Origin of the sequence: Bradyrhizobium sp. CB1717 (genome assembly GCF_029714325.1) — a bacterium.
GTDB lineage: Bacteria > Pseudomonadota > Alphaproteobacteria > Rhizobiales > Xanthobacteraceae > Bradyrhizobium.
This window is the reverse complement of the sequence record NZ_CP121666.1, coordinates 6,406,026-6,421,115: the sequence shown is the minus strand read 5'-3', so window position 1 is coordinate 6,421,115 and position 15,090 is coordinate 6,406,026. Positions and strand designations below refer to the sequence as shown.

At 63.5% G+C, this 15,090-nt stretch carries 12 protein-coding genes; 5 read left to right on the top strand and 7 right to left on the bottom strand.

Features of this window, described 5'->3' with window-relative positions:
* Positions 1 to 92: 92 nt before the first annotated feature.
* The 3 genes from QA649_RS30090 to QA649_RS30080 form a co-directional block, all read right to left on the bottom strand.
* Positions 93 to 953 (bottom strand): alpha/beta hydrolase, encoded by an 861-nt coding sequence (locus QA649_RS30090; protein ID WP_283020370.1) that lies wholly within the window; start codon positions 951 to 953, stop codon positions 93 to 95.
* A gap of 123 nt (positions 954 to 1,076) precedes the next feature.
* Entirely contained in the window at positions 1,077 to 2,612 is a 1,536-nt protein-coding gene (locus QA649_RS30085) for a hypothetical protein (RefSeq protein ID WP_283020369.1), read from the bottom strand.
* 19 nt (positions 2,613 to 2,631) lie between these two features.
* Complete coding sequence (locus QA649_RS30080; RefSeq protein ID WP_283020368.1) at positions 2,632 to 3,822, bottom strand: glycosyltransferase family 4 protein; 1,191 nt, start codon at positions 3,820 to 3,822, stop codon at positions 2,632 to 2,634.
* Between the two features lie 278 nt (positions 3,823 to 4,100).
* On the opposite strand from QA649_RS30080, the gene QA649_RS30075 reads away from it, so the two are divergent.
* Positions 4,101 to 6,197, top strand: coding sequence for a GumC family protein (locus tag QA649_RS30075; protein WP_283020367.1), 2,097 nt, complete (start codon positions 4,101 to 4,103; stop codon positions 6,195 to 6,197).
* Positions 6,198 to 6,204: 7 nt separating this feature from the next.
* Here QA649_RS30075 and QA649_RS30070 read toward each other — a convergent pair whose 3' ends face one another.
* Positions 6,205 to 7,551 carry a polysaccharide biosynthesis C-terminal domain-containing protein gene (locus QA649_RS30070; RefSeq protein ID WP_283020366.1) on the bottom strand — a complete coding sequence of 449 codons (1,347 nt, stop codon included), beginning with the start codon at positions 7,549 to 7,551 and terminating at the stop codon, positions 6,205 to 6,207.
* A gap of 434 nt (positions 7,552 to 7,985) precedes the next feature.
* Between QA649_RS30070 and QA649_RS30065 the strand changes: the two genes are divergently transcribed.
* A complete protein-coding gene (locus QA649_RS30065) occupies positions 7,986 to 9,209 on the top strand; it encodes an NAD(P)/FAD-dependent oxidoreductase (protein ID WP_283020365.1) in 1,224 nt (407 codons plus the stop codon).
* Positions 9,210 to 9,229: 20 nt separating this feature from the next.
* Here QA649_RS30065 and QA649_RS30060 read toward each other — a convergent pair whose 3' ends face one another.
* Positions 9,230 to 10,366 (bottom strand): GNAT family N-acetyltransferase, encoded by a 1,137-nt coding sequence (locus tag QA649_RS30060; RefSeq protein ID WP_283020364.1) that lies wholly within the window; start codon positions 10,364 to 10,366, stop codon positions 9,230 to 9,232.
* A gap of 228 nt (positions 10,367 to 10,594) precedes the next feature.
* Here QA649_RS30060 and QA649_RS30055 point away from each other — a divergent pair, with 228 nt between their 5' ends.
* On the top strand, positions 10,595 to 11,881 hold the full coding sequence (locus QA649_RS30055) for an O-antigen ligase family protein (RefSeq protein ID WP_283020363.1): 1,287 nt from the start codon (positions 10,595 to 10,597) through the stop codon (positions 11,879 to 11,881).
* An 18-nt stretch (positions 11,882 to 11,899) separates the two neighbouring features.
* On the top strand, positions 11,900 to 12,919 hold the full coding sequence (locus tag QA649_RS30050; protein WP_283020362.1) for a cellulase family glycosylhydrolase: 1,020 nt from the start codon (positions 11,900 to 11,902) through the stop codon (positions 12,917 to 12,919).
* 17 nt (positions 12,920 to 12,936) lie between these two features.
* Here QA649_RS30050 and QA649_RS30045 read toward each other — a convergent pair whose 3' ends face one another.
* Positions 12,937 to 13,545 carry a hypothetical protein gene (locus tag QA649_RS30045; protein WP_283020361.1) on the bottom strand — a complete coding sequence of 203 codons (609 nt, stop codon included), beginning with the start codon at positions 13,543 to 13,545 and terminating at the stop codon, positions 12,937 to 12,939.
* Positions 13,546 to 13,814: 269 nt separating this feature from the next.
* On the opposite strand from QA649_RS30045, the gene QA649_RS30040 reads away from it, so the two are divergent.
* On the top strand, positions 13,815 to 14,090 hold the full coding sequence (locus QA649_RS30040) for a DUF3303 family protein (RefSeq protein ID WP_018647522.1): 276 nt from the start codon (positions 13,815 to 13,817) through the stop codon (positions 14,088 to 14,090).
* A gap of 172 nt (positions 14,091 to 14,262) precedes the next feature.
* On the opposite strand, the gene QA649_RS30035 is transcribed toward QA649_RS30040, so the two are convergent.
* Positions 14,263 to 14,784: a ParB N-terminal domain-containing protein gene (locus tag QA649_RS30035; RefSeq protein ID WP_283020360.1), complete on the bottom strand. Its 522-nt coding sequence runs from the start codon at positions 14,782 to 14,784 to the stop codon at positions 14,263 to 14,265.
* Positions 14,785 to 15,090 lie beyond the last annotated feature (306 nt).

Here is a 15,090-nt window from a genome sequence, read left to right as displayed (position 1 = left end):
CTGTTGCCCGACGGGTCAAAGCCACGAGCGGCGTGAATTCACCTTTGAAAACAAGGGCGTTCTACTGTGCATGGGGTTGTTTTCGATTTTTTTTAATCCAGCAGCCGGCGCGCGGCCTCCACTAGAATGCCGTCCGGCCGACGTAGCGCCTCGAGAATGGTGAAATGATCGGCGCCTTCGACCGCAATGAGCTGGCCCGGTGCTCCCGCCGCCGTGCGCTTCTCGTGGAAGTCGATTGAATCGCACACCAGCGCCGGCAGCTCGCTGCTGCCATAGGCGATGTCGAGCCGCTTTGGCGTCACCGGCAGGCGAAGCGGCGACAGCGTCGCGATCTCCTCATCCGTCAGCTTGAGCGCGGTGTTGAGCCCGGTATCGCGGATCGGCGCGAGATCGTAGACGCCCGAGAGCGCGAGCCCGGCATGAACGCGCGGATGGTTCAGCGCCATCGCGACGAGATGGGCACCAGCGGACCAGCCCGACAGGATGACCGGCCCGGCAACGCCGTAGGACGCGCCGTGCGCGGCGAGCCAGTCGAGCGCGCGCGGGATCTCGGCGACGATGTCGGCCAGGGACACCTCGGGCGCCAGCGAATAGCCGGGAATCGCAACCGACCAGCCATGTGCGGCGACGCCTTCGACCAGCATGGCGAACAGCTCGCGCGAATTGCGCTGCCAATAGCCGCCATGCACGAACACCAGGCAGGGCGCATCGGGCTTTGCAGCCGGGTAGAGATCGATCTTGTTGTTCGCCCGCTCGCCGTAAGGCAAATCGAGGTGCGACTTCAGCGTACCGCGCAGCCGGGCCGAAGCTTCATTGCGCTCGGCGATCAGGGCAGGGCTGTTCTTGACCGCGGCGTTGTTGTCATAGGCGGCGCTGCGTTCCGCCGGCGACAGCTCGGACCATTTGCTGCGGGGATCGAAGGGCCGTTGCGTCGAGCTGGTGGTGTTGACCATGGAATCTCCGGGCGGCCCGTCGTGGCTGTGACCGGCGTCGCTCGCTCCTGTCTGCCACGAATCCCGCGCGAATTGAACATCGCTCGCGCTCAGGCGAGCAATGCGCCCGTGACGGGACTCTGCTCAGCAGGCGGTCGATGGGCTTGTTCGCGGCGGCAAGACAGCCGATGGCAATCGCCGCGCGAAGGCACGCGTCTTGGGCTGAACCCGCGATCCGTCGATCACCTCGAGCCGGCCGCAGCGGTTCAGCGTGTGTAGCTTCCGGCCGGGCCATAACGGTCCGGGCTTGAGGGAGTGGCGGACGACCTGCCTGAACGTCGTCGGCGACAATTCGATAACCTCGGCCAGGGCGAGCCCTGCGCCGTAGCCTTCGGTGCAGTCCTGCACCGGGCGCCACAATTTGCCATCGATGGTGACGAAGTTCCCCGCCGGTCGCGCACTGGCGCGATCGATCATAACGGGGTTGCTGACATGCGGCAGCCAGGGGCCGAGCAGATGCTCGGCGTAATAGATTGCAAGCGAATCCGAATAGCCGCCGGTGCCGTCGCGCCAGGCGCCGAACAGATAGGAGAGACCGTTGTGCCGCGTGATCGTCGCATCGGCGAGCTCGAGGCCTGACAGCAGCGTCGCGTGCCGTTCCCACTTGTCCGGAAACCGGACGCATTTATAGAGCGCGACGTCGCCATTGAGCGAGCTCTCCGGGATCATCCACAACTCGCCATCGTCCTCGATCAGGAAGGGATAGGAAAGATGCCAGGGCTCTTCGAGCACCGGCACGACCTCGCCGATCGGCCCGGTGTCGCCGAACTCGACGGCCGAGATGATACCCTTGCCGACGCGGTGATCGAGATCCTCGAAGAAGACGAATGTCCGTCCGCGCCAGGTGACGGGGAAGGGGTCGGCGTAGAAATGGTTTCCGGGATCGCCGAGCACGTTCCAGCCCGGCCCGGACAGATCTCCCGTCTGCCAGACGCCGGCATTGTCGTTGAAGCGCCACCCGACGTGCCAGTGCGGGGCGTAGCAGCAGAGGCGATAGATCTCCTTGGCGATCGACACCGCGAGGCCGCGCGCGACGTAGCTGGCGGGTCCGCGCTGACTTGTCGTCGTGGCGGGATGCGCAAGCTGCGGCACGATCCGCGGCCGTCCCGACAGGATCGCCGTCACCATGGTCATGGTCCGCGCCATGACCGTTTCGAGCGCGCCGCTGAGACCGGCCGCAATCTCTCCGGACGGGTGACCGCGATCGAGAACCGCTCCATCGACCTCGTTGACGATCTCGATGACGGGCAGGTCGCCGGCGAGAATGGCGGCGAGCGCGGCGTTCTCGCCTGCGGCTCCATTGAACCGCGGGCGGAGATACAATCGGGCAGCGCTGTCGGGATCCCGCGCAGCGCTGGTGAAGTCGACGATCACGTCGGCCGTAGCGCCGGGCGCCTGCGTCCGTTGTGCAGCGACCTTCAGCCTGGAGGCGCCGCTGTGTTTGCCCTTGTGCAGCACAATGCGTTCGAGCTCGAACAGCATGTCGAGACCTGCGGGCCGCGGCTCCGCGGTTGCCGTCCAGGCGATTTGAACGGGAACGTCGCGCCCGTCGATCGACAGAGTCTCGCGGTCCATCCACCGCCGCGCATGCTCAATTTCACAACGAAACTCGATGATCATGTCGAGCCCATCTATCAGGTCAAATGACTTGGCCGAGAATTCGAACGTATTCCTCCACCATGGCGTCTACCGAATAGCGCGACCTCAGGCCTTTGGCGTTTTGTCGCAGCTCGTCGCGCAAGGGTTGGTCGGTCAGGAGTTTCGAGACGGCTGCCGACAGCTGCGTGTGATCGGAGGCATCGACGAACAGCGCTGTCGGTTTTCCCTCGAAGGACAACACCTCGCGCAGCACCGGAAGATCGGTGACGACCGAGGGAACGCCGGCGCTTGCGGCCTCGACCGCGGCGAGACCGAAGGTCTCGGCCTGGGTCGGGAACACGAAGATGTCGAGAGAGGCGAGAAAGTCCGCCATCCGGCGCGGCGTGATTTCACCGAGCAGATGCAGCCGGTCCGATACTTTCAAATCATCCGCCAGCTGCCGCAGCCGGGCCTCGTCGGCGCCCTGGCCGGCCAGTGCAAGGTGCCAGGACGGCTGATCCCGCAACAGGCGGATCGCCGCATCGAGCCGCTTGTGCGGGTGCAGCCTCGCGGCGCAGCCGAGCAGGGTGCAGTCCTGCGGCAGATTGAATTTCGCGCGTGCGGCTTGCTTCGACAGAGTGAGGGCCTTGTCGTCGAAGCCGTGCGGGACATGCACCATGCGCGAGCGGTACGCCGCGGGGTAGCGCGAATATTCGCGCTGCATGTCCTTCGAATTGAGCGTGATCCGGTCGAAGAAGCCGAGGCTGCCCATGACGATGTCGGCCGTGCGCACCGGCCAGCTCATCGACAGCGCGGAGGAGACCTGATTGGCGACAACAGGCGCACGGCAGACGAGGCGGGATGTGCCTGCGCCGATGACGTTGCCGAAATGCTGGAAGGTCAGAACCGCATCGGGCCTGGTGGTCCTGATATGACGGCCGAGTGTCCACAGCATCCGCAGCAGCGTCAGCGGATTGCCGGGCCGGCGCGCAGCGCAATAGAGCGTATCCGGCGGCTCGTCGAAGGACTCCGACTTGCGGAAGAAGAACAGATTGGTGACGCGGTAGCCGCGCGCGGAGAGGCCGGCGCCGAGCAGCCTGGAGATCTCCTGCGCACCGGCGTTCTCGGCCTGGGTCTGAACGAGAAGCACGTGCGGCATCGCTGGGCCGCTGTCAGGTCTTGCGAGTGCTGCTGCGGTGGACGGCAGCTTCGGTGCATCGCCCAGTTCTGCGCCTGGTTGGTAATGGAGCACGAATTCCGACCCGCTAATGAAACGTTCACCTTCTTAACCCCGTACCTATCATGCGAGCACCACGCGGACACCGACTAGCAACAAACGGAGTTAATACGAGCACCCCGGGAACGGCGCGGTCACACGGGAATTCCGCTGGTTTCGGCAGGGCGTGACGCGCGCGTGTTAACCAATTGGTGACGGTCGCGCGAGGGGCGGGTAACCGCCGATTAACCATAGATATTTACGGTGGAGCAGGCCACTGAACAGTGTTCGCCAGTTGAATCCGAGTAAAGTCCATGACGTTCGGTCGCCGCGCAGACCCGACAAGATCCGGATCGACCGATGTCGCTGCGTCGTGGCAGTCCAGGACTGCGCCGACCGATAAGCCTCGCGGAACGGCCGCGCGCCTTGGCGGCCTCCTCACCGCCGCGGGTGCGTTCTCCTTCCTTCGCGACAATGCGCGCCGCATCCTGACGCTGGCGCTCGCGATCTTCGCCCTCGGCGCCATCGTCCTCTTGGTAATTCCTGTTCGATTTGCCGCGACCGCGCTGGTCGTCGTCGATCCCCGCGAGCAGCGCGTGACTGCGGACCAGGACGTTCTGCCCGGCATCGGCCAGGATAGCGCCGCGTTGCAGAGCCTGGTCGAAGTGGCGAAGTCCGACGGCTTCCTCAAGCCGCTGATCGAGCAGCTCAAGATTCGCGATGACGAGGACATTTCCGGGGGACACACCGACCCCGCGCGCCTGCTGGAGCGCTTCCGCAACCGTCTCGACATTTCCCGGCGCGGGCTCACCTATGTGATCGCCATCCGCTTCACCTCGAACCGGTCGGAGCGGGCGGCCTATTATGCCAACGCGATCGCCGAGGCGTTCGTCGCGAGCCAGAAAAGCATCCGAACCGAGGCGACTGATGAAGCTGCCGACTGGCTGAGCAGCCGGCTCAAGACATTGAGCGACCGGCTGAAGGCATCGGAGGACGCCGTCGCCGCGTTCAAGCTCGAGCACAGGATCGTCAACGCCGGCAAGGATTCCACGACCCAGCAATTGCGGGTGACCGAGCTGTCGCAGCAGGTTGCCGCCGCCCGCGCCCGGACCGAAGAGGCGAAGGCCCGCTACGAGCAGGCGCAGCGCGACGTGAAAGCAAACGTCGAGGCGCCCGCCAAGCAGGATCTCCTCAGCGCGCTGCGCGCCCAGCGATCGGCCCTCAACGACCAGATTGCGCAGAAGCGCGCGGTGCTCGGCGATCGCCATCCCGATCTCGTGATGTCGTACAGCCAGCTGAACGATCTCAACAGGCAGATCGAGGTCGAGCGGGCCAAGGGCATCGACACCGCAAAGTCGGAATACGAGTCCCAGCGCGATCAGCAGAAGGCACTCGAAAGCCAGATGAAGGCGGCTGAATCGCAGCTCCTTGTCGACGGTCAGGCTCTGGTGAAGCTCCAGGAGCTGCAGCGCGACGCCGAGGCCAACAGGAACATTTACGAGCAGTTCCTGTCGCGCTCCAAGACCACGAATGAGCAGCGTCTCCTGCAGAGCTCCCAGACCAAGGTGGCCGCGCCCGCCATTCCGCCGCTGCGCTCGACCCTTCCGCCGCTGCCTCTGCTGCTCGCCGCGCTCGCGATCGGCTCACTGCTGACGTCGACAGCGGTCGCCGCCGCGACCGCGCGCGGATCCGACGAGCCCGCTGAAGAAGTTCGTGCCTCCGATCCGGCGCCGCGTCAGCCTGCGGCTTGGCCGCGCCCGCCGGTGTGGGCCCGCATTCCCGATCTGTTGCCTGACGACGCGCCTAGGAACATCTGGCAAGGTCCGGTATCCGCGACCGCGGAGCTCGATCTCGGCCCGCAACTGCGCCCGGTGCTCGACAGGCTGGAGAAATTGCCGGGAGCCCGGGGCAAGGTCGCGCTCGTGATGTCGGTGGGCAAGCGCGCCGGCGGCAACACTGTCGCGCGGTCGCTGAACCGGTGGGCGGTCAACAGGGGAAAGCTGAGCGTCCTGATCCGGGTCGAGCCTGATCTCGGCGGTGCCGGGGCGGGCCTTGCCAAGGGGCAGGCGGACGGTGTGAGCATCGCGAACTTCCGGAGCGTCGATGCGCTCTTGGTTGCCAGCAAGCGGCCTGAGCCGTTACCCGCGGATGATATCCGTTCCGAGTTCGATCTGATCGTCGTCCATGCAACCTCGCTGGCCCTGCAGCCGGAGGCGGCGGCGCTGGCCGCGCATGCCGATCTCGTCATTCTGGTCGCGCGCGAAGACGCGGTCGATTCAGCCGCCATGCGCAGGGCAACTGCCGCGCTCTCCCGCTTCAGCGGCGTGCCGACCGGGATCGTCGTCAATCATGTGCCGGCCGATCCGGCGTCGGCGCAGCGTCGCGGCGAAGTGCTGGGCCTCGCCGGTTGATCGGCGGCTACTCGCCGGGCTCGGTACCGCGGACCGCATAGGCGCCGCGTTTCCATGCCGAGAAGCGCAAGAGCACGAGAATGGAAGGGTCCACGCCGGTTCGCCGCCGGCAGAGGATGTTGAGCGCGATGGTCGCGAGCGCCAGCGACAGGGTCGCCGAGATCGCAGCGCCAAGCACGCCGAGCCAGGGAATCAGGACGAGGAATCCGACCAGCCGCAGCGCGACGTTCGCAGCGACGACGGGCACATAGACGCGTTCGTGGCCGGTCAACTGCAGGATCGCCGCAGAAGGACCGCCCGCCGCCTGAACGGCCGTTCCGATCGCGAGCACGATCAGGACCCAGTGCTGTGCCGCGAAATGAGGCCCGAACAGATTGAGAAGATGGGGACCGCCGACCCAGATCAGCAGCAGTCCGCTGACCACGCAAAGCGCGGTCACCTCCGCCATCAGCTGCAACGTTCGCTCGAACTCCTGGTGGTTCTTGCTGAAGTACAGCGAGGGAAGCCGGCGCGCGCCGAAACTGTACAGTGCCGCCGACACCATGGCGAAGATGTTGGCGAGGCGGGAGGCGGCGAAATAGATTCCGGCGGTTGCCGGGTCGAGCATCCAGTAGACCAGGATGACGTCGAAATACTGGTTTGCCGCCTCCAGGATGGAGGCGACCCAGAAATGAAGTGCGCTCGATCGCCAGCGCGACGTCTCGGACCGCGCCACCGTGCCGCGGAAATCCGGCAGCGCTTGTGCAACGGCAACGATCTGCGTCACCAGACCAATCGACATCGCGATCGTCATCACGGCGATCAGCTCGGCGGGATCGAGCTGCCGGTGGCCAAACAAGACGGCGAGCAGAAACAGGACGACGCCGACCCGCCAGAAGAACTCCCTGTTTCCTTCCCCCATGAGAATGCTGACCAGCGAGCGCGCGACCTGGCTGCCGAGCATCAGGCTCGCGCTCACGGCGGTGTAGGCAGACACGGCGACGATCAGCAGCCAGGAATCGCCTCTCATACCTGCCGCGATCGCGGTTGCACCGATCGCAATCAGCATCGCGACGGACGAGATCTTCAGGCTCGATAGCAGCACGCCCTTCGTCAGATCGGGCCGATCTTGCACCCTGTACTCGTTCAGGAAGCGCACCAGAAGCGATTCCTGTCCGACCAGTCCCACGACGGCCGCAATCTGGGCAACGGACAGCCAGGTCGCAAAGATGCCGAATCCATCCGGCGACATCGTCCGTGCCGCCAGCGAGAACAACGCAAACGCAAGCGCGCCGCTGCCAACCTTGAGGAGGATGGTCCCGACGACACCGCGCGTTACGTCACGCCGCAGAAACTGGATGATGGTTTCGATCATGGAGGTTTAAGGGGCAACTCTCCCCTGAAGGAACGCATTACGATATTGGCGGCAGCCTAGCATGTCGAAAAACCCCGAGTGTTAATGGGAGCCTCCGAAGCCCTTGGATCGCAACCGATGCCGGTGGTACGTCCGCTGCGCCACGGTGAAACACCTTCGTCCGGATTGTCCCAGATAGAGCAAACGCAGGCTCTCTCGAACAGCGACATGACGCCGCTCCGACGAGACGCAGGCATTCGCTCCACCGTGGTGCTGCCGAAATCCGGTCTTCGCCGGCAATTCTGAGCAAGACGCGTGCCGCGATCTCGTCCTGCCGGATCCGGTGTTTGGTTCGTTAACCTCGATCTCTGGAAATGATCGCGTTCGGCCCTGCGATGCGACATCAGGCGGGATAATTGCACGTGGAACCACCGTTAACCGTGGGAGCCTGGACCATGACGGCGGATAGCACCGTGACCGAGCCGGTCGCAGCAGCGGGGATTTCGACGATCGCTGCGGACTTCGCCATCGTCGGCGGCGGCCTTGCGGGATCGCTCGCGGCGTCCGTCCTCGCGCGGGCAGGGCATCGCGTTGCGCTCGTCGACAAGCGCGCTGTGCCTCCGGACGAGTTTCGGGTCGAGAAGATCGGCGGCCACCAGCTGGAGATGTTCCGCAGGCTCGGCTTCGTCGACGCTCTCGCCAGCGCCGGTTGTCCCTATGACCGCGTGCTCAATGTCAGGGAAGGCAAGGTGGTCGATGTCACCGTCGGGCAGGCTTACGGGCTTCCTTATGCCGATCTCGTTGCCATGGCGCGCAGCCAGTTACCTGATCCCTCAAGTCTGATCGTCGACGAAGTCGCCGCGATCACTTCCCGCGACGACATCCAGCATCTCGAGCTCGCCTCCGGACGGCGCATCGATGCGCGCCTTGTCGTTCTGGCCACGGGCATGGCGGGAGCGCTTGGCTACAAGCTCGGCATCAGGCGGCGCGTGCTGGCGGAGCGCCATTCGGTCTCGTTCGGCTTCACGATTGCCCGCCGGGATGGCGCACCGTTCGATTTCGAGGCGCTGACCTGCTACGGCGAACGTACAGCGGACGGGGTCGATTATCTCAGCCTGTTTCCGGTGCGCGCGGGCATGCGGGCAAATCTCTTCATGTTCCGCGATCCGACCGATCCTGTCATGCGTGACCTGCGTCGGGATACGGAAGCGACGCTGTTGCGGTTGCTGCCGGGACTGCAGAACTTCCTCGGCGACTTCCGCGTGACGGACCGGGTCCAGAACTGGGTGATGGATCTGTCCGTGGTCGAAGGACATCTCCAGCCCGGTGTAGTGCTCATCGGCGATGCGTTCCAGACCAACTGTCCGGCGGCCGGCACGGGCGTCGCCCGCCTGCTGGTGGACGTCGAGCGTCTTTGCACCGAATATGCGCCGCGCTGGCTCGCAACCGCAGGCATGGGCACGGAGAAGATATCGCAGTTCTATGCCGATACCGACAAGATCGCGGCAGATCAGCAATCGCTGAAGATGGCGCGCTTCCGACAGGCGCTGACATCCCGCAACGACCTCAGCTGGGATGTGCGGCGGCGGCTGCACTTCCTGCGGCGCAGTATCACCCATCGGGTCGATCAGATGCAGCCAGGTTGGCTCGCGCAAGTGCGAAGCGCGCTGCGCGCCTGAGAGCCGGACCTGGCGGCGCCTCAGCGTGTGGGCGTCGAAGTGCGCGTCGGCAAGAGCCTGAACTCCGACATCCGCTTGGCGGCCAGCTTGAGCCAGGGGGCCTGCTTCAGTGCGAACAGCGATACGGCGCCCACAGTGCTGCCGGTCTGGGTCACGGCCCACATTGGCGACGGCTGTGCGCCGAACAGTTTCTTGTATGGCTCGTCGCCGATCGTGAAGTCGAGCATCTGGTCTCCGCGCTCGATGCAATCCCTCGCTACCTGCTCGAACATCAGCGCACCCAGCGACTGGCTCTTGTATCCGTCAATGTCGAAAGCGCTCATGATGACGAGGAAGCTGTCGCGGTGGTGCAATCCGAGCACGGCGGCGATCACCTCGCCATCCATCTTCATGGCATAGAGCCGCACGAAGGAGCGGAGGCCGCGAACCGCCACGTCGGAGTAGAAATCGTGATATTCGGGTCGCTGGAGCAGGTCTCCGTCGCCCTGCGACTGGAAGCGCGGGCCGCGGAATTTTTTCATCACGTCCAGAGCGTTCAGGATCGAGGCGCTGTCATCGCAGCATGAGAAGCTCAGCGCGCCCTTCTTCTGAAGCTGGCGATACTTTTTTGCGAGCTCCTTCTGATAGGAGCGATCCATTGCGCTGGCCCGCCATTGCTCGAACGGGGCGACGAGAACGGTCGCATAGGCATTGCTGTCCATCGCGACCCGGCGAGGCGCGTCCAGGAGGCTCTCGATCGGAAGCCGCCCGTCCGGGAGCTTGGTCATCCGAAGCAGGTCGAAGGGGCGGACGAGATGCCGGATCTCCGCGCATGCGTCCGCATCTCTGAGCAGCTCGGCAAATACCTGCGGGCTGCAAACGGGCGCCAGATAGTCGGAGACACGCAGGTCGGCGAATTCGACGGTTCGTATCGGACCGCGCCGGATCCGCAGCAAAGGCAGCACCATCGCAAGGGCGCCGCTCGCGCGATGGCGAGCCACGACGACCAGCCGGGTTGCTCCGGCATGAGTTGCAAGCCTGCTGTAAAGGCTGTGCAGCCAGAGCGGATGCTGGAAAGCAGTCGCGGCCGAACCGTCGAACAGCTCGGCATATTCCGGGGACAGAAAGTCGAATGCCGGCTCGACGGCGATATCGAACGTATTGCTAGACGTATTCATGCGTAACCAGGGAAATCATGACACTCGGGAATGGTCGATCGAGCCGGAACCGGAGTTTTATAGCAGGGGAGTGACGGTCGAGATACCGACGCGGTATGATTTGCATTAATGCATCGAGCCCGGTTCGTATCGTTACCGAATTCTTAACGTTGCGCAGTCGTGGGGGCTCGGACGTGGAGGCCGACCTGCGCTAGCGAACAATTAACCGCGTTGAAGGAAGGTCGGCCCATGGCCAGCCTACAGAGCGATGCGGACTCCGGGGTTCCCGAGAGCGCGATCTGGCAGACGCGCAGCGTTGGCATCGAGAGGATTGCCAGCGCCGCAATCCGCTGTTCGATCACCATTAATGTCATTGCGTCGATGGGCACCCTCAACACCGGGCTGCTGCCGGCGGAGCTGACTTACCTGCAGCAGGCCGTCGCAATCCTGATGTGGGGCGTCTCAATCTATGCAAGCGCATTCGTGCGGCCGCGCCTGCGCTTGCAGTTCAACCCCGATCTGATCGTGCTGGTCGCATTCTACGGCTTCGCCGTCATCTCCGTGTTCTGGTCCAGCCTGAATGTCGCGGCACTGATGAAGAGTGCGGCGCTTGCGATGACGACCTTTGGCGCCTTCTGCCTCGTCACGCGCATCGACATCGACGAGATTATAGGAGCCACGGCTCTTGGACTCTTCGTCCTGGTCGCCGCATCGGCCTTCTTTGCGGTCGCTGTCCCCGACATCGGGGTCGACCACAGCTGGATGCACAGCGGTCAATGGCAGGGCATCTATGAATCGAAGCAGACGCTTGGCTTCGTCGGCGCCTATCTGATGTTCTTTGCCTGCTATCTGAAGATGAGGGGGCAGGGCTGGCCGGCGTTCCTCGCGACATTCCTTCTGGCGTCGACATGCGTGCTTGCCTCGGAATCGCGCGGCGCCGGCGCCGTCGCCCTGGCCGCCTGCGCGCTGCTCGTGACCTCGATGTGGTCAGTCACCTGCATGAGGCTCTATGCGGTCCTGCCCGTCGTCATGTGCCTGGCGGCCGGCGCGCTGTTCCTCTACTTCTACACGACGGGATACGACGCCATCCATATCGGCGATGCCAGCATCGACTTTACCGAGCGGACGCTCATCTGGCACTACGCCATAAGCCATTTTGACGATGCGCCGCTACTCGGCTTCGGGATCAACGGGTTCTGGACGATCCCGTCGATCTACGATTATTTCGAGCAGAACCATAGCTGGGTGCTGGACAATTATCACAGCGGCTACATCACGATCCTGATCGAGACGGGACTCCTCGGGTATATGCTGTTCGCGGGAAGCGTCCTTCTGTTCTCGAACAAGATGCTCCATCTCATTTCCGCCCAGTCGATCGATCGGTCGCACTGCGCCCTCATCATCGGATTTGTCGTCCTGAGCTTCCAGACCAATTTCACGGAGACGACATTCCTCCGCTCGACGATGTTCACGTCGGTACTGCTGGTCGGGTTCTTCTTTGCGACGTGCAGACCGGTACGACAGACAGATCTCTAGTCTTTGGAATGGAAGCAGATGACCGCCATCCGTGTTCGCTGGCCGAAGAGTCTCGCGGCAAGTTTCTTCTTTCTGGCGGCGCTCTGCTCCCCATCTCTCGCTGCCGCGCAGGCTGCTTCCAATGGCGTGCCGAAACTGGGCCGGGGCATCAACATTCTCGGCTATGACGGGATCTGGGAAGGCGGTCAGAATGTGCCGTTCCGCCTGGACAATCTGACGACCATCAAGAAGGCCGGGTTCGCGCATGTCAGGATCAATTTCTTCGGCTTCAAGTTCATGGGGCCGGGGAACGTCCTGGACGAGATCGTCCTGAGGCGGCTTGATGCCGTCCTCGAGGAGGTCCTCGCGCGCAATCTCATTCCCGTTCTCGACGAGCACGATACCCATGTCTGCCAGAGCGACGTGGCCGGATGCGCGGAAAAGCTGAAGGCGTTCTGGCGCCAGATCGCCGAGCGCTATGCCGGCAAGTATCCGAAACTCGTCTTCGAGGTCTTGAACGAGCCGGGCGGACACATGACGTCGGCCGAATGGAATTCGCTGCTCAACGAATGCCTCGGCATCATCCGCCGCACCAATCCCGCGCGGCCGGTCATTGCCGCCGTTCTCAACGTCGATGAGAATCCCGTCGACGAGCTGGTTCTGCCGGCTGACGACCGCAACCTCATCGTCACGTTTCACTATTACGCGCCCTTGCGGTTCACGCATCAGGGTGCGCCGTGGTCGGCGACGTTCTCGCGGATCGGTCCGCTGGATTGGGGCTCACAGGATGACGAAGCGCGGGCCGCGGCCGACTTCGAGAAGATGAGCCGCTGGGCAGAGAAAGAGAAGCGCCCGGTTTACCTCGGCGAGTTCGGCGTGTACGAGCGCGCACCGTCCGAAAGTCGTGCGAGATACCTGTCGTATGTCGCGCGAAGCGCCGACAGGCTGGGCTGGTCATGGGCCTATTGGCAGTTCGACCATGATTTCGCGGCCTTCGACAGTGCGCGCCAGGCCTGGAAGCCGGACATCCTGCGAGCGCTGATCCCGCCCTCGCGTTAGAGAGACATGCTGGGCGGTCAAACCTCGAAAGTCCCGAGTCGGAAGATCGTCGCGTTCGAGTAGGGCGAGGGCTGTATGACCGTGAAGACCGCGTCCGGAAAAGCCTTCCAGACGGCGAGATCACTTCGTGTAACTTCGACGAGACCGTAGTGCGAGCGGTGTTCGCCCGGTTCGCTGGGTTCACCGACATCGGAAAACCGCAACCGCAAAATGCCGTCCTCCGGCAAAGGGAGTTGCGACCGATGTATTGTCGCGAGAGGCAGAGGTTCTTGGTCGACTGCAGATATCTCTGGTGCGAGGGCTCCTGAGAGCGGAGCGGCATCACCCTGCCTGGCACGAGCCTCGGACGCCGGATCGATCGCGCCTGTCGATGCGGTGGCTGGTTCATCCGGTAAGGATGTTGGTTCAATGCCCGGCCGAAAATCCAGCCCAACGCCTGGCGGCACGGTTTGCGCGGGTCGGCCATCGCCAAATACGCTGTTGCGCCCCGAAGCGGCATCGGTCGCGGCAGCCGGTACCGACTTCGTCCGCAACGCCGCCAGCGCGGCCCAGTCGAAATGCTCGGGATAGTCGGCTTGCACGTCATTTATGAAGGCAGGCCAAGAGGTGTGCGGGCTGTCGTTCATTGCATCCGTGGTGATCGCACTCTACGCTCGCTCGATGATTTTAGAAGGTGCGCGCTGTCATCGCTCAGCTCATGCGACCCAAAGGGTATGGCCAATCGCTTGAATTTGCTAGCCCCCGGTAATGTCCGGGACACGCTGGAAATGCGTCGCTGGACCGACCAAGGCCCCATGCTCGAGCAAGGCGCGGGCCTTTGCAGCGTCATCGCTTCGTGTTTGACTAGGCACTGCCGTATAGGCACGGAAGCGCATTTTTAAATGGGAGAGCATTGATGAAGTACATCTCGCATTGGAAAATTCCGCCAAGCTCGATCGATGCAGCGATCAAGAAATTCCTGGAAACCGGCGGAGCTCCGCCCGAGGGCGTCAAGATGCTCGGGCGTTGGCATGGAATGAATGGCGAAGGTTTCGCCATTTCGGAAAGCAATGATCCCAAGGCCATGTACCAGTGGTACGCACAATGGGCGAATGTCATGGAGCTCACGGTCACGCCCTGTGTCGAGGACGCGGAAGCGGGCCCAATTCTGGCAGGGATGGCAAAGCACTGATCGCGCGCTCGGGCGAGCAATCATAGGCTGCGCGTGGAGGGGCGCCGATGCTCGCGGGGATCGGCGCCTCATTTCTGCGCCTGTGATCGTCCGGCCTAAATCCCATATTGCGGCAATAGGCAACAGACGCTTGCGGGCTGGCTAATTCGCCCTCGGACGGCGCAGCAAAGGGTCAATAACGGCCACCGTCGCTTTTCTGTTGGGCGATCCATTGGGACAGGGTTTTCGTGCCTTGTACCAATGTTGCTGCCGTCCGGGCGGTTCGCGTCGATGATGCGGTCGGCTTGGCCCCTGTGCTTCGTTCCGGTTGCCGATTGAAGCCCGGTTTCGCCGGCGCAGCCGCGACTGCTGCGGCGGCCTCCCTCTCAAGGCGCAATTGCTTCAACCGGGCCATCTTGTTGCGCTCGGCTTCCAGTTCCGTGCTGTCGGACAGCAGTTTCCTGTGCTGAGGACTCTCTGGCGCGACCGCGACAGCAATGACGGACATTTCACCAAGGGCCTTGCAGGCCTCGAGCCGATGCAGTCCGTCGACCAGAACGAACTGATCATCCTCGGGGCGAACGGAAATGGGAACTTGCTGTCCGATCTCCAGGATGCTTTCCGCGATCTTTTGAACGAGTCCGGGGTCGAGCGTCTTTCTGCTCTTGGTCGGAACGCGAATTTTGTCGATCGACAAGCTTTCCGCTTTGGGCATGGCTTCTGCTCCGGCACTCTTGCTCCCGTCGCCGCGCGGCGAGGCGAGGGAGTGCGGCTATCCTAGGAGCGAGCGGGCGCGTGAAGCAACCGGTTTCCATTCGCCTTGCACATGGTGCACGGGGAACTGGGGAATAGCGCCTCGAGAGGCAGGCGTACCGACGCAGGCTGAATGCTCTCTTATCGGATCTGCGGTGCGCTTCAGCGATCCGGGATCGGGCGTGCCCGCGGTTGTCCGAGCGGTGGGCCGTAAAAACCGTCTGGCCCGGTTTAATCCCGTTTCTCCTCGGTGGCGGGCCGCGATTGG